The 20,220-nt window shown below is 73.3% G+C and carries 3 protein-coding genes; all 3 read left to right on the forward strand.

Annotated elements, in window-relative coordinates:
• Positions 1-243: 243 nt before the first annotated feature.
• The 3 genes from ACFY8O_RS33555 to ACFY8O_RS33565 all read left to right on the forward strand — a co-directional run bounded on the left by ACFY8O_RS33555 (position 244) and on the right by ACFY8O_RS33565 (position 20,197).
• Complete coding sequence (locus ACFY8O_RS33555; RefSeq protein ID WP_387909065.1) at positions 244-2,610, forward strand: SDR family NAD(P)-dependent oxidoreductase; 2,367 nt, start codon at positions 244-246, stop codon at positions 2,608-2,610.
• 146 nt (positions 2,611-2,756) lie between these two features.
• Positions 2,757-9,299, forward strand: coding sequence for an SDR family NAD(P)-dependent oxidoreductase (locus tag ACFY8O_RS33560; RefSeq protein WP_387909067.1), 6,543 nt, complete (start codon positions 2,757-2,759; stop codon positions 9,297-9,299).
• A gap of 218 nt (positions 9,300-9,517) precedes the next feature.
• Positions 9,518-20,197: an SDR family NAD(P)-dependent oxidoreductase gene (locus ACFY8O_RS33565; protein WP_449341839.1), complete on the forward strand. Its 10,680-nt coding sequence runs from the start codon at positions 9,518-9,520 to the stop codon at positions 20,195-20,197.
• Positions 20,198-20,220: the final 23 nt, after the last annotated feature.

A 20,220-nucleotide genomic window follows, 5' to 3' on the forward strand; every position in this document is an offset into this window, starting at 1 on the left:
TGCCGTTCTCGGCGGTTGCGGGTGAGTCAGGCGTTTCATTCGCCGTTGGTGGAGCCGGTGCTGGAGGAGTTCGCGGCGGTGTTGCGGGGGGTGTCTTTCAGCGAGCCGGGTGTTGCTGTGGTGTCGAATGTGACGGGTTCGGTGGCTGGGGCGGGGGAGTTGGCTTCGGTCGAGTACTGGGTGCGTCATGCTCGGGAGGCTGTGCGGTTCGGGGACGGTGTGGAGTGTTTGGTGGGTCGGGGGGTGACGGAGTTCGTCGAGGTCGGTCCTGAGGCGGTGTTGTCGGGTCTGGTGCAGGGCAGTGGTGAGGGTGTGGTCGCGGTTCCCTCGGTGCGGGTGGGGCAGGGTGAGGTGGCCTCGTTCGTTCGGGGGCTGGCGCGTCTGTATGCGCGGGGGGCGGTGGTGTCGTGGCCGGGGCTGCGTCCCGGCCGGCGGGTCGCGTTGCCCACGTACGCCTTCAACCGACAGCGCTACTGGCTGGACGCCCCCGTCACCAGCGGTCAGGAGCACACCTCCGAGTCCGACCAGGCGTTCTGGACCGCCGTGGAGGGCGAGGACATGGAGGTCCTGGCCCGCGCCCTGGGCGTCGACGAGGAGGAGCGGCAGTCGCCGCTGCGGGAGATCCTGCCGGTCCTCGCCGACTGGCGCCGCAGGTCCAAGGAGCGCTCGAACCTCGGCGCGCTCTGCTACGAGGTGAACTGGCGTCCTCTCGCGGAACCCGCCGCACAGCCGACCGGAACCTGGCTGGTGATCACCGCGGGGGGCACGGCCGCCACCGAGTGTGTCGCGACGCTGGAGAGGCAGGGCCTCCCCGTCGTGACCATGGACGTCTCCGCCGACATGGAGGGCGCCACGGACCCCGGTGTCCTCGCCGGGAGGCTCCGTGCCGTGGTCGCGGACACCCCCGTGCGCGGAGTGCTGGCCCTCGTCGCGCTGGCGGAGGGCCGGAGCGACGCCTGGCCGCTGGCCGTCACCCACGCACTGGTGCGCGCCCTGGGCGAGGCGGACGTCCCGGCACCCCTGTGGTGCGTCACCCAGGGCGCGGTGGCCGTCGCAGCTGAGGAGACCAGGCCGGGCCAGGCGCAGGTCTGGGGCCTCGGCCGGGTGGCCGCGCTGGAGCACCCGGAGCGCTGGGGCGGGCTCATCGACCTGCCCGAGGAGCTCGGACCGCGGGACACCGCACGGCTGGGCGCCGTTCTGGCCGGGACCACCGGTGAGGACCAGGTGGCGCTGCGCGTCGGCGGCCTCTTCGCCCGGCGGCTGCGGCGCGCCCCCCGCGCGGTCACGGTGGACGCGGGCTGGACCCCACGCGGCACGGCCCTGGTCACGGGCGGCACCGGCGCCCTGGGCACCCATGTGGCCCGTTGGCTGGCGCGTTCGGGCGTGGAGCATCTGGTGCTGACCAGCCGCAGGGGCCGCGAGGCTCCCGGAGCCGCAGCTCTGGAAGCCGAACTGATTGGCATGGGAGTCAAGGTGACCATCGCCGCGTGCGACGTCGCCGACCGGGGTGAGCTGGACGCGCTGCTCGGCGAGCTCGCCGCCGACGGTGTGCGCGTCACGTCGGTGCTGCACACCGCGGGAGTCACTCAGACCAGCCGCATCGACGAGACACAGGCACACGACGTGACCGCCATCAGCGCGGGCAAGGCCGACGGCGCACGCCACCTCGACGAAGCCTTCGCCGACACCGAACTGGACGCGTTCGTGCTGTTCGCCTCCACGGCCGGCGTCTGGGGCGGTGCCGGACAAGGCGCCTACGGAGCCGCCAACGCCTACCTCGACGCGCTCGCCGAACGGCGCAGGACGCGCGGCGCCGTCGCCACCTCGGTGGCGTGGGGGCCGTGGAGCGAGGGCGGCATGGCGGCCCAGGGCGACGCCGAGGCGCACCTGCGCCGACGCGGTGTGCGGGCGCTCGCACCGGACACCGCCCTGACCCTGCTCCGGCATGCGATCGACCAGCGGGTGACCTGCCTGACGGTGGCCGACGTCGACTGGGAGAAGTTCGCCCTGTCGTACACCTCGGCGCGGCCCAGCAACCTGCTGTCCGACATTCCCGAGGCCCTGCGGGCGCAGGCAGCCGCCGAGCCTGCCGAGGACGGCGCGGAGGAGCTCCGGCGACGTCTGTCCGGACTCTCCGGCGCCGACCGGCAGCAGGCGCTGACCGAGTTGGTCCGCACCCATGCGGCGGTCGTGCTCGGACACACGGGGATCGCGGCGATCGAGGCGGACAAGCCGTTCCGCGACGTGGGTTTCGACTCGCTCGCGGCGGTCCAGTTCCGCAACCGGCTGACCGAGGCCACCGGGCTCGCCGTCTCGGCCACCTCGATCTTCGACTACCCCACCCCGGCCGAACTCGCGGAGCATCTGCGCTCCGAACTGGGCGAGGGCGAACCGTCGGAGAAGTCCGTGCTCGCCGAGATCGACCGTCTCGAGGGAAGCCTTGCCGCGGTCGCGGCCCACGCGGCCCCCTCGCCGGACGTTCTGGCCAGGCTGACGGCCCTGGCGGAGCGCTGGTCCTCGGACGTACCCCGTGAGGCGACCGCCGAACATCTGCGGTCCGCGTCGCGCGACGAGGTCTTCGACTTCATCGAGAACGAGCTCGGCCTGTGAGCCACAGCAGTCCGGGAAGCACGAACGGGCCGGCGCACGACGGCGGAGCCCTTGAGCACGAACGAGCCGGCGCACCCGGCGGAACCGCGCGCACGAGTGGCGAGCGGCAAGGCGTAAGGCGGCACGACACACGAATGGGATCCACCATGGATGAGGACAAGACTCTCGACTACCTCAAGCGGGTCACCGCCGACCTGCACAAGGTCCGCGGCCGACTGCGCGAGGTCGAGGACTCGGAGCGGGAACCCATCGCCATCATCGGGATGGGCTGCCGCTTCCCCGGCGGCGTCGACGCCCCCGAGGAGCTGTGGAAGCTGGTGCTCCAAGGGGCCGACGGCGTCGGCGAGTTCCCCACGGACCGCGGCTGGGACCTGGCCGCACTCTTCGGGAGCGGTCCCGGACAGGAGGCACGATCGGCCACCCGCGCCGCCGCGTTCCTGTACGACGCCCCCGAATTCGACGCGGACTTCTTCGGGATCTCGCCGCGTGAGGCCCTCGCCATGGATCCGCAGCAGCGCCTCCTCCTGGAGACTTCCTGGGAGGCCATCGAGCGGGCCGGGATCGACTCCAAGGCGCTGCGCGGCAGCAGGACCGGTGTGTTCGTCGGCACCAACGGCCAGGACTACGCCACCTTGATGCTCGGCAACGACCAGCCCGAGCTCGCCGGTTTCATGGGCATCGGCAACGCCGCGAGCGTCGCCTCCGGCCGCATCGCCTACACCTTCGGCTTCGAGGGCCCGGCGCTCACCGTGGACACGGCCTGCTCGTCCTCCCTGGTCGCGCTGCACCTGGCCGCGCACGCGCTGCGCAAGGGCGAGTGCACGATGGCCCTCGCGGGCGGTGTGACGATCATGTCGACGCCCAGCATGTTCACCGAGTTCACCAAGCAGCAGGGCCTCGCCTCCGACGGCCGCGTCAAGGCGTTCGCGGCCTCGGCCGACGGCACCGCCTGGGGCGAGGGTGTCGGCGTGCTGCTCGTCGAGCGCCTCTCGGACGCGCGCCGCAACGGCCACCGCGTCCTTGCCGTGCTGCGCGGCTCCGCCGTCAACCAGGACGGCGCGTCCAACGGCCTCACCGCGCCCAACGGTCCCGCGCAGCAGCGGGTCATCCGCCAGGCGCTCGGCAACGCCCGTCTGGCGGCCTCCGAGGTCGACGTCGTCGAGGCGCACGGCACCGGCACCACGCTCGGCGACCCGATCGAGGCCCAGGCCCTGCTCGCCACGTACGGCCAGGACCGCCCCGAAGGCCGCCCGCTGCTGCTCGGCTCCGTGAAGTCCAACATCGGCCACACGGCGGCTGCCGCGGGAGTGGCCGGCGTCATCAAGACCGTGCTCGCCCTCCAGCACGGCATCGTGCCGCCCACCCTGAACGTGGACGAGCCCACCCCGCACGTCGACTGGGGGACGGGCCGCATCCGCCTCGTCACCGAGGCGACCGACTGGCCGAGCACCGGGCAGCCGCGGCGCGCGGGGATCTCCGCGTTCGGCGTGAGCGGCACCAACGCGCACGTGATCCTGGAACAGTACGAGGACGAGGCCGCCGAGGCCGATTCCGCCGGAACACCCTCCGGGGCCCCCGCGCCGCTCACCGCGGACGGCGCCACCGTGCCGTGGGTCATATCGGGCCACACTCCCCGTGCACTGCGTGAACAGGCTTCTCGAGTACGCGAGTTCGCCGCCGACACCGCTGCGGACACCCTCGGGACCGGCCGCGCGCTCGCCCTGAACCGCACCGCGCTCCGGCACCGTGCCGTCGTTCTGTCGGGGGAGCGGGACGGGCTGTTGTCCGGTCTCGATGCCGTCGCCGGGCAGGAGGCCTCCGCGCACGTCACGATGGGGGAGGCCGCCTCGTCCGACGCGAAGGTGGTGTTCGTCTTCCCCGGCCAGGGTTCCCAGTGGGCGGGTATGGCCATCGACCTCATGGCCGCCTCGCCGGTGTTCGCCGAGGCCATGCGTGAGTGCGCCGATGAGCTGGCTCAGCACCTCGACTGGGACCCGGTCGAACTGCTGCGAAGCGGCGAGAAGCTGGAGCGCGACGACGTCGTCCAGCCTGTGCTGTGGTCCGTCATGGTCTCCCTCGCGCGGTTGTGGCGCTCCCTGGGCGTCGTGCCCGCCGCTGTCGTCGGCCACTCGCAGGGCGAGATCGCCGCCGCCTGCGCGGCCGGTGCGCTGTCGCTGGCGGACGGCGCCCGCCTCGTGGCCCTGCGCAGCCGGGTGTTCAACGAGCACCTGTCGGGCAAGGGCGCCATGTACTCGCTCTCCGCGACGTCCGAGCAGGCCGCCGCGCTCATCGAGGGCCGGACCGGAGTGTGGATCGCCTCGGTCAACGGCCCCGAGTCCACCGTCGTGGCCGGCGACCTCGACGCTCTCGCCGAGGTGAACGCCGAGGCCGAGGCCGCCGGGCTCCGGCCGCGGAAGGTCGGCATCGAGTACGCGTCCCACACCCCGCACACCGAGCGGGTGCGCGACCAACTGCTCGCCCTTGCCGCTCCGGTCGCCCCGCGCGCCGGGGACACGCCGCTGTACTCGACCGTCACCGCCGGGCCCGTGCCCGGCGAGACGCTCGACGCCGAGTACTGGTACCGCAACCTGCGCGAGCCCGTCCGCTTCCACGAGACCGTCCAACTGCTCCTGGACGAGGGCAACACCGCCTTCGTGGAGGTCAGCCCGCACCCGGTCCTGCTGACCGCGGTCCAGGACACGGTCGCGAACCAGCAGGCAGGCGCCCGCGCCGCCACCGTCACCGGAACCCTGCGCAGGAACGACGGCGGCACCCGCCGGCTCCTGACCTCCCTGGCGCAGCTGTGGACCGGCGGCGTCCACGTCGACTGGGACGCGGTGTACGCCACCGGCGCCACCGATGTCGTCGACCTGCCCACCTACGCCTTCCAGCGCCGCCGCTACTGGCTCTCCGCGGGAACCGGCGGCGCAGCCGATGTCTCCGGCGCCGGGCTCTCCCTCGTGGGGCACCCGCTGCTGTCCGCGGGTGTGGAGGCCGCCGACGGAGACCGCTACGTACTCACCGGCAGGATCTCCACCCGCACCCACCCCTGGCTCGCCGACCACCAGATCCTTGGCCGTGTCCTCGTACCCGGTACCGCTCTGGTCGAGCTCGCCCTGCGCGCCGGCGAGTACGTGGGTTGTGACCAGGTCGCCGAACTCGTTCTGGAGAGTCCGCTGGCCGTGGCCGCCGAAGGACCTGGCGTCGACGTTCAGGTCACCGTCGGCGAGGCCGACCAGACAGGGGCCCGCCAGGTGCGGATCTTCTCCCGCGCGACCGGTGGCGACGGTGGCGGGCAGGAGTGGACGGGCCACGCCAGTGGCGCGCTGACCGCGGAGCCCGCCGCCGCGCCCGTGGCCGAGCAGTCCGCCTGGCCGCCGCCCGACGCGACGCCGGTGCCCGTCGAGGGCCTGTACGAGCGGCTGGGTGAATGGGGCTACTCCTACGGCCCCGTCTTCCAGGGGCTGCGTGCCCTGTGGCGGCGCGGCGACGAGCTCTTCGCCGAGGTCGGCCTGGACCAGCGGGGCGGCGCGGACGCAGCCGGCTTCGGCGTGCACCCGGCGCTCTTCGACGCGGCCCTGCACAGCCAGATCGCCACCGCCCTCGACCAGGAGAGCGGCATCGAGCCGAGGCTGCCGTTCTCCTTCGGTGGGGTACGCCTGCACGCCACCGGAGCCACCACGGCCCGCGTCCGGCTCACCCCGAGCGGTGCAGACGCCCTGTCCCTGACGATGACCGACTCCTCGGGTCTGCCCGTACTCACCGTCGACGAGCTCACCTCGCGCCCCGTGGCGGCCGACGACGTCCGCGAACGGCCGCGCGTGGACGGCCTGTTCCGCCTCGACTGGGTCACGTTGCCCGAGGCCCCCGAACAGTCCGGGCAGAGCCCGGCCGTGCTCGGCGGCGCGGGCGACCTCGCCGGAGGCCCCGAGGGAGCCGTCCGGTTCGCCGACCTCGCCGCGCTCCAGGAGGCGGTACGCACCGGCGAGGAACTGCCCGGCGTGGTGCTGCTGCCCGTGCCCGCGGGAGGCGACGACACTCTGGCCGCCACCCGCGAGCTGACCGGAGCCATCCTCGACGCGTTGCAGGCATGGCTCGCAGCCGAGGAGACCGAGACCGCCACCCTCGCGGTCGTCACCCGTTGCGGAGCCGCCGCCGTGCCCGGCGACAGCACCGACCCGGTGCACTCCGCGGTCCGCGGCCTGGTGCGCTCGGCCTGCTCCGAGAACCCCGGCAGGATCGTCCAGGTCGACCTGGACGGCGATGCCCGTTCGGCCGCCGCCCTGCCCGCCTGCGTCGCCGCCGCCGTGGCCGCGGGGGAGACGGAGAGCGTGGTGCGCGCCGGCGCCCCGCTGGCGCCCCGGCTTGTCCGCGTGGTCCCCGCCGACACCCTGGCCCCGCCCGCCGACGGTGCGTGGAGCCTCGACGTGGACGGGAGCGGCACCCTCGAAGGGCTTCGGCTCGTGTCGTGCCCCCAGGCCGAAGCGCCGCTGGCCGACGGCCAGGTGCGCGTCGAGGTCCGGGCGACCGGCGTGAACTTCCGCGACGTCCTGCTCGCCCTGGGCGTGGTCGACGTCGCCGACTCCTTCACCGACATGGCCTTCGGCTCCGAGGGCGCGGGCTTCGTCACCGAGGTCGGCCCGGGCGTCACCGGCGTCCGTGTCGGCGACCGCGTGATGGGCCTGCTGTCCGGCTCGTACGCGGGACCGCTGGCCGTCACCGACGCCCGTACCGTCGCGCCGATCCCCACCGGCTGGTCCTTCGCCCAGGCCGCCGCCGTGCCCACCGTGTTCCTCACCGCGTACTACGCGCTGCAGGACCTCGCCCGCGTCAAGGAGGGCGAATCACTGCTCGTCCACGCCGCGGCCGGCGGCGTGGGCATGGCAGCCGTCCAGCTCGCACGCCACTGGGGCATCGAGGTGTACGCCACCGCCAGTGAGCCCAAGTGGCCGACCGTGCGCGCCTCCGGCATACCCGCCGAACGCCTCGCGTCCTCGCGCACGCTGGACTTCGCCGATACCTTCCGCGCCGCAAGCGGTGGCCGCGGCGTCGACGTCGTTCTCAACTGCCTGGCACGGGAGTTCACCGACGCCTCGCTCGACCTGCTGGTCCCCGAGGGCCGGTTCATCGAGATGGGCAAGACCGACATCCGGGAACCGGGGGCCGTCAACGCCTCCTGGCCCGGCACGTTCTACCGCTCCTTCGACCTCGGCGAAGCAGGCGCCCGGCGCATCGGCGAGATGCTCACCCACCTCGCTCACCTCTTCGAGGAAGGCGTGCTGTCCCCGCTCCCGGTGACCACCTGGGACGCCCGCCGGGCGCCCGAGGCCTTCCGCTACCTCAGCCAGGCCAAGCACATCGGCAAGGTCGCCCTCACCATTCCCACGGCGACCCTGGACGGCACCGTCCTGGTCACCGGCGGCACCGGCTCCATCGGCGCCTCCGTCGCCCGGCACCTGGCTCAGCGGTACGGTGTCACGGACCTGGTGCTCACCAGCCGCCGCGGCCCCGAGGCGTCCGGCGCCACGGAACTGGTCGCGGAGCTCGCCGAACTCGGCGCCACCGCCCGCGTCGTGGCGTGCGATGCCGCCGACCGCGACGACCTCGCGGCCCTGTTGCACGGCATCGAAGACCTGCGGGGCGTGGTGCACGCCGCAGGCGTGATCGACGACGGGGTGATCACGGCACTGAACCGCGAACGGCTCGACACGGTGCTGCGCCCCAAGGCTGACGCCGCCTGGCACCTGCACGAGCTCACCCGCGGCAAGGACCTCGCCCTCTTCGCGATGTTCTCCTCCGCCTCCGGAGTGTTCGGCGCGCCCGGCCAGGCCAACTACGCGGCGGCCAACGCCTTCCTGGACGGCCTCGCGCACCACCGTCGCCGCCTCGGACTTCCCGCACAGTCCCTCTCCTGGGGGCTGTGGGCGCAGACCAGCGGGATCACCGGTGAGCTCGACCAGGCGGACCTCGACCGGATGGCACGTACCGGTGTACGGGCCCTGTCCACGGCCGACGGCCTCGCCCTCTTCGACGCCGCCACCGGCGACAACCACACCCACACCGTCCCCGTGCAGCTGGACCCTTCCAGGTTCACCGGAGACGTCGCACCCCTGCTGCGCGGCCTGGTCAGGGCTCCCGCCAAGCGGACGGCGGCCGGCTCCACCACGGACAACGGGAGCGGCGGCGGGCTCGCCGAACGCCTGGCGCGGCTGTCCCCGAAGGAGTGCGAGGAACTGCTGACCGAGGAGGTGCGCCGGCAGGCCTCGGTCGTCCTCGGCCATGACGACACCGAGACCGTGGCCGCCGAGCGGCCGTTCAAGAACCTCGGCTTCGACTCGCTCACCACCGTCGAGCTGCGGAACCGGCTCAACGCCGCCACCGGTTTGCGGCTCCCGGTCACCCTGCTGTTCGACCACCCCACGCCCGCGGCCGTCGCAGCCCACCTCAGGCAGCAACTGCTCCCGGAGATCGACCCGGCCGCGCTCGCCGCGAGCCGGCTCTCCGCCCTGGAGGCGCTGCTCGACGAGGTCGCCGACGACGACCCGAGGCGTGCCAACCTCACGGTGCGGCTGCGGGCGGTTCTCGCCAAGTGGACCAGGAGCGACGCCGGCGACCACCCGGCCAGCCTGACCGACGTGACCGACGCGGAACTGTTCGAGCTCATGGACAACAGGCCATGGTCCAGCTGACCGGCGGGCGGGCCACCCCGTCCGCCATGTGAATCCACCTGCTGACCGCATTTGCCGGACCGGAAGAGGACTGGATGTCGAACGAGCAGAAGCTCCGCGAGTACCTGAAGCAGGCGGTCGCCGACGCCCGCGACTCCTACGCACGGCTGCGTGCCGTCGAGGAGGCCGCCCGAGAGCCGCTCGCCGTCATCGGCATGAGCTGCCGGTTTCCCGGTGGGGTGCAGACCCCCGAGGACCTGTGGGAGCTGGTCGCCGAAGGGCGCGTGGGCATCGCGGACTTCCCCGCGGACCGCGGGTGGGACCTGGGGGCTCTCTACGACCCGGAGGGGCTGCGCCCGCGGAGCTCGTACATCCGCAAGGGTGGGTTCATCGACGGCGCCGCGGACTTCGACGCGGAGTTCTTCGAGATATCCCCGCGCGAGGCCCTCGCCATGGACCCGCAGCAGCGCGTGCTCATGGAGGCATCCTGGGAGGCGTTCGAGCGGGCCGGGATCGACCCGGGCACGCTGCGCGGCGAGAGCGCGGGTGTCTTCGTCGGCGGCGTCCTGTCCGGCTACGGCTCGAACGCGGGCAGCACGCAGGACAGCGAGGGATACCTGCTGACCGGCAACGCCTCCAGCATCTTCTCCGGACGCCTCTCCTACACGTACGGGTTCGAGGGGCCGGCCGTCACCGTCGACACCGCCTGTTCGTCCTCGCTGACCGCGCTGCACCTCGCGGCGCAGTCGCTGCGCGGCAAGGAGAGCTCGCTGGCCGTGGTGGGCGGCGTGATGGTGATGTCGACGCCGGACGCCTTCACCGAGTTCAGCAAGCAGCGCGGGCTTGCACAGGACGGTCTCGTCAAGGCGTTCGCGGCCGGGGCCGACGGCACCGCCTGGGGTGAGGGCGTCGGCGTGTTGCTCGTCGAGCGGCTCTCGGACGCGCGCCGCAACGGCCACCGCGTTCTCTCCGTCATCCGTGGCTCCGCGGTCAACCAGGACGGCGCGTCGAACGGCCTGACCGCACCCAACGGCCCTTCCCAGCAGCGGGTCATCCGCTCGGCGCTCGACAACGCGGGGCTCGCCGCGTCCGACATCGACGCTGTGGAGGCGCACGGCACCGGCACGACCCTGGGCGACCCGATCGAGGCCCAGGCGCTCCTCGCGACGTACGGGCAGGACCGCCCCGAAGGCCGCCCCCTGCTGCTCGGCTCGGTCAAGTCCAACATCGGCCACACCCAGGCCGCCGCCGGGATCGCGGGCGTCATCAAGATGGTGCTCGCCCTGCAGCACGGCGTGGTGCCGCCCACCCTGAACGTGGACGAGCCCACCCCGCACGTCGACTGGACGGCGGGTGCCGTCGAGCTGGTGACCGAGGCCGTCGCCTGGCCCGAGACGGGCAGGCCGCGGCGAGCTGCTGTGTCCTCGTTCGGTATCAGCGGAACCAACGCCCACGTCATCCTCGAGCAGGCACCCGAGGCCGAGGAGCCGTCCGCGGGCGATGCGCCTCCGGCGGTGCTCACCGGCGTCCCCGCTCCCTGGCCGCTGTCCGCCAAGAACGCCGCCGCGCTGCACGCCCAGGGCGGCAGGCTGCTCACCTTCCTCGCCGACGCGGGCGCCCCGGACACGGACGCCGTCGCCGCCGCCCTCGTCCGAACCCGTGCCTCGTTCACCCACCGCGCCGTCGTCCTCGGCGACGAGCGCCCCGCGGCGCTCGCCTCGCTGGCCGACGGTACGGCGGACGCGCCCGGCCTGGTGCACGGCACCGCACGCCCCGGCGCCAAGGTCGCGTTCGTCTTCCCCGGCCAGGGCTCCCAGTGGACCGGCATGGCCACCGGGCTCCTCACGTCCTCGCCGGTCTTCGCCGAGGCCATGCGCGAGTGCGCCGACGCACTGGCGCCACACGCCGACTGGAGCCTGCTCGACGTCCTCGGCGACGAACAAGCCCTGGGGCGCGTCGACGTGGTGCAGCCCGTGCTGTGGGCCGTCATGGTCTCCCTCGCCAAGGTCTGGCAGGTCGCGGGCGTCACGCCCGACGTCGTGGTGGGACACTCCCAGGGCGAGATCGCTGCCGCCTGCGCCGCCGGCATCCTCTCCGTCGAGGACGGGGCGCGCCTGGTCGCGCTGCGCAGCCGCACCATCGCCCAGGACCTTGCCGGGCAGGGTGGCATGGTCTCCCTGGCCGCCTCGGCGGAGCGCGCCGCCGAACTCCTCGGCGGACGCGACGACGTGTGGGTGGCCGCCGTCAACGGCCCCGGCGCGACCGTCGTCGCCGGCGCCCCCGAGGCGCTTGCCGAGGTCTCCGAGGCCGCCGAGGCCGCCGACGTCCGTGCCCGCACCATCCCGGTCGACTACGCGTCCCACACCCCGCACGTGGAGAGCATCCGTGACCGGCTCCTCCAGGTCACCGGAGCCCTCGCGCCCCGCGCCGGCTCCGTACCGATGTACTCGTCGGTGACCGTGGCGCCCCTCGACGGCGACCGTGCCGACGCGCGGTACTGGTACCGGAACCTGCGCGAGCCGGTGCGCTTCGCCGATACGGTCACCGCCCTCCTCGGCCGCGGCATCGACACGTTCGTCGAGATCAGCCCGCACCCGGTGATCGCCCCCGCCATCGAGGATCTCGCGGCTGCCGCGGGCCACGACGACGTGGTCGTCTCGGGTACGCTCCGCCGGGACCAGGACGAGAGCACCGCTCTGACCCGTGCCGCCGCCACCCTGTGGACCCGCGGCGTCGGCATCTCCTGGGACACCTTCCGGAACGGCGCGGGCACCACCGCCACCCCGGCCGGTCCGGCCGATGGGGCCGGGCTGCCGACGTACCCGTTCCAGCGGCGCCGCTTCTGGATGGAGGGTGCCGCCGGCACCGGGGACGCCACGGGCATCGGGCTCGACCCGGTCACCCACCCGCTGCTCGCCGCTGCCACGATCCCCGCCGAGTCCGGCACGGCCGTCCTCACGGGCAGGATCTCCCTGCCGACGCACCCGTGGCTGGCCGACCACGTCCTCCTGGATGCCGTACTCCTTCCCGGCACCGCCTTCCTCGAACTCGCTCTCGCCGCAGGCCGGGAGAGGGGCTGCGGCCGGGTTCAGGAGCTCACCCTGGAGCGCCCCCTCACCCTCACCGCGGACACCGGCGTGACCCTCCAGGTCCAGATCGCCGAGGCCGACGAGTCCGGTGCGCGGACCGCCACGATCCACTCCAGGACCGGCACCGCCGACCAGGAGGAGCCCGCGGAGTGGATCCGGCACGCGACCGCCACCCTGACGGCCGAAGAGGTACGGGCGCCGGAGGAGCTCGGTGACCTCCAGGGCGCCTGGCCGCCTGCAGGCGCCGCCCCCGTCGAGCTGGGAGACATCTACGGCGCGCTGTTCGAGCGCGGCTACGAGTACGGCCCCGCCTTCCAGGGCCTGCAGGCCGTCTGGCGTCGCGGTGACGAGGTGTTCGCCGAAGTGGCCCTGCCCGAAGAGGCGGACGCCGGTGACTTCCTCGCCCACCCCGCTCTCCTCGACGCCGCCCTCCATGCCATGGGCCCGGGCGGCGTGTTCGGGGACGAGGACGCGGTGCGCCTCCCGTTCGCCTGGTCCGGCGTGCAGACCTGGAGCGACGGCGCCACCTCGCTGCGCGTCCGGCTGACCGCGGCCGGTGGCGACGGCGTACGGCTGCTGGCCACGGATGCCGCGGGTACACCCGTCGCCTCCGTGGACACACTCGTGCTGCGCCCGCTCTCCGCCGCCGACGTGCGCGCGGCGGCCCCCACCCGGTCGCTGTACGTCCCGCGCTGGGACGCCTGGCGGCCCGCGACCGCCGCCGCACTCCCCGCCGTCCCCTGGCACCCGGGCACCCCGCTCGCCGAGGTCGTCGCCGACGACCCCGAGCTGGTGCTGCTCGACTGCACCGCCCAGGAGCTGCCCGGCGGAGACGTGCCGGCCACGGCCCACGCCCTGGTCGGCGTCGTGCTGGCGCGCGTCCAGGAGTGGCTCGCCCTGGAGACACCCACGCGGGCCAGGCTCGCCGTGCTGACCGGCGGCGGTGCCGTCGGCAACGCGCCCGAGGACCTGCCCGACCCGGTACAGGCGGCTGTGCGTGGTCTGCTGCGTTCTGTGCAGTCGGAGCATCCTGGGCGGTTCGTGTTGGTGGATGCGGATGGTGGGGCCGGGGGTGTTCCGGTGTCTGTGGTGGCTGCGGCTGTTGCTGAGGGTGAGCCGGAGTTCGCCTGGCGTGGTGGGGATGTGCTGGTGCCGCGATTGGTCCTGGCCGGTGCGGATGCTGCTGCTGTTTCCGGTGGTGGTGTGTCGTGGTCGGGCGGTGGGTCGGTGCTGGTGACGGGGGGCACGGGTGTCATCGGGTCGGCGGTGGCCCGCCATCTGGTGGCCGTGCACGGTGTGCGTGATCTCGTGCTGGTGAGTCGGCGTGGTGAGGACGCTCCGGGCGCCGGTGAACTGGTCGCCGATCTCACCGCGTCGGGTGCGTCGGTGCGGGTCGAGGCGTGTGATGCCGCGGACCGTGCGGGTCTTCGCGCGCTTCTGGACGGGATCGAGGAACTGCGCGGTGTCGTGCATGCCGCAGGTGCCCTGGACGACGGGGTCGTTTCCGCGCTGACTCCCGAGCGCCTCCACACCGTTCTTCGACCGAAGGTGGACGGGGCCTGGAACCTGCACGAGCTGACCCGTGATCGTGATCTTGCGTTGTTCGTGCTGTTCTCCTCGGCCGCCGGTGTGTTCGGTTCGCCGGGGCAGGCGAACTACGCGGCGGCCAATGTGTTCCTGGACGCGCTGGCGGTGCGTCGCCGTGCCGAGGGTCTTCCTGCCCAGTCGCTGTCGTGGGGTCTGTGGGAGGAGACCAGCGAACTCACCGCCGCCCTCGGCGAAACCGGCAAGGACCGGCTCGACCGGGGCGGACTGCGGGCCCTCGGCACCGAGGAAGGTCTCGCCCTCTTCGACCAGGCGCTGGCCCTCGACGCCCCGCACTTGGTCCCTGTAGGTCTCGACCTGTCCCGCGCCCGCGCCGGAGGCCGCCAGGTGGCCCCGCTGCTGCGCGCCCTGGTCCGCCCCGTGCGCCGCACCGCCGGTACCCCCGCGGGCCGTGGCTGGCGTGCGCAGTACGAGACAACGCCCGTCGACGGGCGCGAGAGCATGCTCGTCGACCTCGTCCGAGCGCAGGTCGCCTCCGTACTCGGCCACTCCGGCACCGACGCCGTCCGCGTCGACCGCGGCTTCAAGGACCTCGGCTTCGACTCCCTGACCGCTGTGGAGTTGCGTAACCGGCTCAACGAGATCACCGGCACCCGCCTGCCCGCGACCTTGGTGTTCGACTACCCGACACCGGCCGCACTCGGTGCGCATCTGCACGGCCTCCTGGCCGGCACGGCCGTGCGGCAGGACAGCGCGGTGGCGCGGGTCGTGGCGGACGACGAGCCCATCGCCATCGTCGGCATGAGCTGCCGCTTCCCCGGCCACGTCGACTCGCCCGAGGAACTGTGGCAGATGCTCGCCGAAGGCGGTGAGGGCATCAGCGGCTTCCCGAAGGACCGCGGCTGGGCCCTCGACTCGTTCTTCGACCCCACGGGCGAGCGCCCCGGCACCTCCCTGGTGGACCAGGGCGGATTCCTGCACGACGCCGCCGACTTCGACGCCTCCTTCTTCGGGATCTCCCCGCGCGAGGCCGTGACCATGGACCCCCAGCACCGGATGCTTCTGGAGCTGTCCTGGGAGGCCATCGAGCGTGCGGGCGTCGACCCGACAGAGCTGCGCGGCAGCAGGACCGGTGTGTTCTCCGGCCTGATGTACCACGAGTACGCGGCCCGCCTGCGCTCCGTGCCCGAGGATGTCGCGGGCTTCCTCAGCAACGGCAACGCGGGCAGTGTGGCAACCGGCCGAGTCTCCTACACCCTCGGCTTCGAGGGCCCCGCCGTGACCGTGGACACCGCCTGTTCCTCGTCCCTGGTCGCTCTGGACATGGCCGTCAGCGCCCTGCAGCGTGCCGAGTGCGACCTGGCGCTCGCAGGCGGCGTCACCGTGATGTCGACCCCGACGATCTTCGCGGAGTTCACCCGCCAGCGCGGCCTCGCGCACGACGGCCGCTGCAAGGCGTTCTCCGACGCGGCCGACGGCATGGGCGTCGCCGAAGGCGCCGGCGTGGTCCTGGTCGAGCGGCTCTCGGACGCGCGCCGCAACGGTCACCGCGTCCTCGCCGTCATCAAGGGTTCGGCCGTCAATCAGGACGGTGCTTCGAACGGCCTGACCGCGCCCAACGGCCCCTCGCAGCAGCGGGTCATCCGTCAGGCGCTCGCCAATGCCGGGGTCGCCGCCTCCGACGTGGACGTCGTGGAGGCGCACGGCACGGGTACGTCCCTGGGGGACCCGATCGAGGCCCAGGCGCTCCTCGCGACGTACGGGCAGGACCGCCCCGAAGGCCGCCCGCTGCTGCTCGGCTCGGTCAAGTCCAACATCGGCCACACCCAGGCCGCCGCCGGTATCGCGGGCGTCATGAAGATGGTGCTCGCCCTGCGGCACGGCACCGTGCCCCGGACCCTGCACGCCGAGCGGCCCAGCGAGCACATCGACTGGACGGCGGGTGCCGTCGAGCTGGTGACCGAGGCCGTCGCCTGGCCCGAGACGGGCAGGCCGCGGCGTGCTGCGGTGTCCTCGTTCGGGATCAGCGGAACCAACGCCCACGTCATCCTCGAACAGGCCCCCGAGGCCGAGCCGGAACGGAGCGTGGAGCGGCCCGAGCCGGTGCTGACCGCCGCCGAAGGGGCCGTACTGCCGTGGCTCGTCTCGGCCAAGTCCGCCGCCGCGCTGCGCGGCCAGGCCGAGCACCTGCGTGCCTTCGCAGCCGAAGGAGCCGATCTCGCGGCGACGGCTGCCGGGCTCATCGGCGGCCGTACCGCCTTCGACGAGCGCGCGGTCGTCCTCGCCGCCGACCCGGCGGGCTTCGCCGAAGGGCTGGCGGGCCTGGCCCGCCAGGACGCCGAGGCCCCCGGACTCGTCCACGGGGCCGTGCGTCCCGGCGCGAACGTGGCCTTCGTCTTCCCCGGGCAGGGCGCCCAGTGGACGGGCATGGCACTCGGTCTGATGGAGTCGTCGCCGGTGTTCGCCGGGTCCTTGCGCGCATGCGCCGACGCGCTCGCGCCGCACACGGACTGGAACCTGCTCGACGTCCTCGGCGACGAGCAGGCCCTGGAGCGCGTCGACGTGGTACAACCCGCCCTCTGGGCCGTCATGGTCTCCCTCGCGAAGGTCTGGCAGCACTGTGGCATCACGCCCTCCGTGGTCGTCGGCCACTCCCAGGGAGAGATCGCCGCGGCGTGCGTGGCCGGTGCCCTGTCGTTGGCCGACGGCGCGCGACTCGTGGCCCTGCGCAGCCGCGTCATCGCCGAGGAGCTCGCCGGGCGCGGCGGCATGGCATCGCTGACCGTGCCCCACGACGAGGCCCAGGCACTCATCGACCGGTACACGGACGGGGACGCCGAACCCGCCACCGGCGTGGTCATCGCCGCCGTCAACGGTCCCGGCGCCGTCGTCGTCGCGGGCGACGAGGGGCCGCTGCAACAGCTCCTGGACGGCTGCGAAAGCGACGGGATCCGCGCCCGCCGCATCCCCGTGACCTACCCCTCGCACGCGCCCCAGGTCGAGGTCATCAAGGACCGTCTCATCAAGGAGCTCGGTCCTATCGTCCCGGAGCGGCCCCGAGTGACCTGGCGCTCCACCGTGACCGGTGAGGACGTGGGGGACCGGGAGGCCGACGCGGAGTACTGGTACCGGAACCTCCGTCAGCCGGTGCGCTTCGCGGAGGCCGTCGCCGGCCTCCTGGAAGACGGCATCGACACCTTCGTCGAGATCAGCCCGCACCCGGTCACCACCGCGGCCCTGGAGGATACCGCGCTGCAGGCCGGCGGTCGTGAGGTCGTCGTCACCGGTACTCTGCGCCGCGACGAGGACGAGCGCACGGCGTTCCTGCGCAACGCCGCCGTCCTGTGGACCCGTGGTCTCGGTGTGGACTGGACCGCTCTCACCCCGGCCCCTGAGGAGCGGGCCGGCGCCGTCGACCTGCCGACGTACGCGTTCCAGCGGGAGCGCTACTGGCTCGACGCGCCCGCCGACTTCGGGGACCCGGGCGGTGTCGGACAGGAGGCCACCGGCCACCCGGTGCTCGCCGCGGCCGTCGTCCCCGCCGGGACCGACACCATACTGTTCACCGGCAGGCTCACCACCCCGGCCGCGGCCTCGCCCACCGAGCACACCGTGTTCGACACGCCCGTACTGCCCGGGAGCGCCCTGCTCGACTGGGCGCTGTACGCCGCGGACCGTCTCGGCCTGCCCGGCGTCGCGCACCTGGAGCAGCACCAGGCGCTGCTCCTGCCCCCCGACGAAGCCGTCCGCGTCCAGGTCATGGCCGCGGCCCCCGACGACTCCGGGAACCGCCGCCTCACCGTCCACGCGCAGCCCGACGGCGATGCCGCGGAGTGGACCCTGTACGCCACCGCCGAGCTGCACTCCCGGGCCGAGGAGACCGACGAGGCGTACGCACGGCTCTCGGGCACCTGGCCGCCGGCAGACGCGACCCCGGCGGACACTGCCGGGCTGTACGGCGAACTCTTCGCCACGGACCAGGTGTTCGGAACAGCCCTTCAGGGGCTGCGTCGTGCCTGGCGCATCGGCGACGACATCTACGCGGAGATCGAGCTGCTCGAACAGCCCGTCGCAGAGCTGGCGCCGCGTGCGGCGCTCCTGGAGTCCGTCTGCCACGCCTGGCGTCTTGCCGACGAAGGCGGCCCCGGCACCGCCGGAGCCCTGCAGCCCACCGTCTGGCGTGGTGTACGGGCGCGGGCCGGCGGCCTCGACACCGCCACCGGCCGGGACACGGCCCACGACGCCCGGATCGTACGGGTCCGGCTGTCCCCGGCCGCCGAAGGCACCCTGCGGGTACGCGCCACAGATGCCGACGGCATCCCGTTGCTCGGCGTGGACCAGGTGGAGCTGCGGCCGGTCACCGCGGCCCGACTCCGCTCGGCGGGTGCCACCGCGGCGCGTTCGCTCTACGAAGTGAGCTGGGAGCGACGCGCGTTCGACGAGCTCGCACCGACACCGCCTTCGATCCTGTGGGACGGCACACGGTCGGCGGAGGAGATCGAGGCCGCCGTCGCCGACGGCGTGCGGTTCGTCCTTCTGGACGCGGCAGCCCTCGACGCCGGCCGGCAGGAGAGCGACGGCGAGCACCTGCCGGGGCGGGTCCGTGAGGCAGTGACCGCCGCCCTCGCGCGCGCTCAGCAGTGGCTCGCCGACGAGGCGCTCGCCGATGCGAGGCTCGCCGTGGTCACCCATGGCGCCGTCGCCGTGTCGGGCACCGACCCGGTGGATCTCGCACAGGCGGCTGTGCGTGGTCTGCTGCGTTCTGTGCAGTCGGAGCATCCTGGGCGGTTCGTGTTGGTGGATGCGGATGGTGGGGCCGGGGGTGTTCCGGTGTCTGTGGTGGCTGCGGCTGTTGCTGAGGGTGAGCCGGAGTTCGCCTGGCGTGGTGGGGATGTGCTGGTGCCGCGATTGGTCCTGGCCGGTGCGGATGCTGCTGCTGTTTCCGGTGGTGGTGTGTCGTGGTCGGGCGGTGGGTCGGTGCTGGTGACGGGGGGCACGGGTGTCATCGGGTCGGCGGTGGCCCGCCATCTGGTGGCCGTGCACGGTGTGCGTGATCTCGTGCTGGTGAGTCGGCGTGGTGAGGATGCTCCGGGCGCCGGTGAACTGATGGGTGAGCTCGTCGGTCTGGGTGCCGAGGTGCGGGTGGTGGCGTGTGACGTGGCCGATCGTGCCGCGGTGGAGGAGCTGATCGCCGGGGTCCCGGGTCTGCGTGGCGTGGTCCATGCGGCGGGTGCGGTGGACGACGGGGTGATGACGGGCCTGACGGCGGAGCGGCTGGCGTCGGTGATGCGGCCGAAGGTGGATGCCGCGTGGCATCTGCACGAGGCGACCCGAGGTCTTGAGCTGGACCTGTTCGTGTTGTTCTCTTCGGTGGCGGGTGTGTTCGGTTCGCCGGGGCAGGCGAACTACGCGGCGGCCAACGTGTTCCTGGACGCGCTGGCGGTGCGTCGCCGTGCCGAGGGTCTTCCCGCCCAGTCGCTGTCGTGGGGTCTGTGGGAGGAGACCAGCGAACTCACCGCCGCCCTCGGCGAATCCGGGCGGCGGCGGATGAACGCCGGAGGTGTCCTGCCGCTCAGCACGGAGGAAGGGCTCGCCCTCTTCGACCGCGCGCTCGCCGGCGGCCTGCCGCACTCCGCGCCGGTCCAGCTGGACCGCGCCCAGCTGCGCCGCGGCGAGGACACCCCCGCGCTGCTGCGCGGCCTGGTGCGTTCCGCGCCCCTCCGCTCCTCGGCACCGGACGCCCAGGAGCTGCGAGGCCGCCTCTCCGCGCTGCCCGCGGCCGAGCGGCAGGAAGCCCTCCTCGAGACGGTGCGCGGTGAGATCGCCCGAGTCCTCAAGTACGGAACGGACGACCGGGTCTCCGCCACCCGGCCGTTCACGGAGCTCGGCTTCGACTCGCTGACCGCCGTCGAACTCCGCAACCGCCTGGCGCGGATGGCCGGTACGAGGCTGCCCACCACGCTCGTCTTCGACTACCCCACTCCTGAAGCCCTGACCGGCCGTCTGCTGGAGATCCTGCTGCCCGCCACGGAGCCGGAGGAGTGGGGAAGGGAGGCCGTCCTCCGGCTCGAGGCCATGCTCGACGACGAGCGTGACGAGGCCGAGGTCAACAAGCTGACGGCCCGTCTGGAGACCTTGTTGCTGCGCTGGCGGGAACGCTCCAGGACGCTGGCCGGCACCGCGCCGGGCGGTGGCCGGACCCAGGACGCGGGGGCCGGCGAGCTGGGCGAGGTCAGCGAGGAAGAGCTGCTGCGGTACATCGACGACGAGATCGGGCTGAGCTGACACACGCACGGCTGCGCACACGG

Origin of the sequence: Streptomyces argenteolus (assembly GCF_042902585.1) — a bacterium.
GTDB classification, from domain to species: Bacteria; Actinomycetota; Actinomycetes; order Streptomycetales; family Streptomycetaceae; genus Streptomyces; species Streptomyces argenteolus.

What these genes read in the sequence shown, in the direction of transcription:
- ACFY8O_RS33560 (WP_387909067.1), top strand. Translation starts at nt 2,757, where the DNA reads ATGGATGAGGACAAGACTCTCGACTACCTCAAGCGGGTCACCGCCGAC.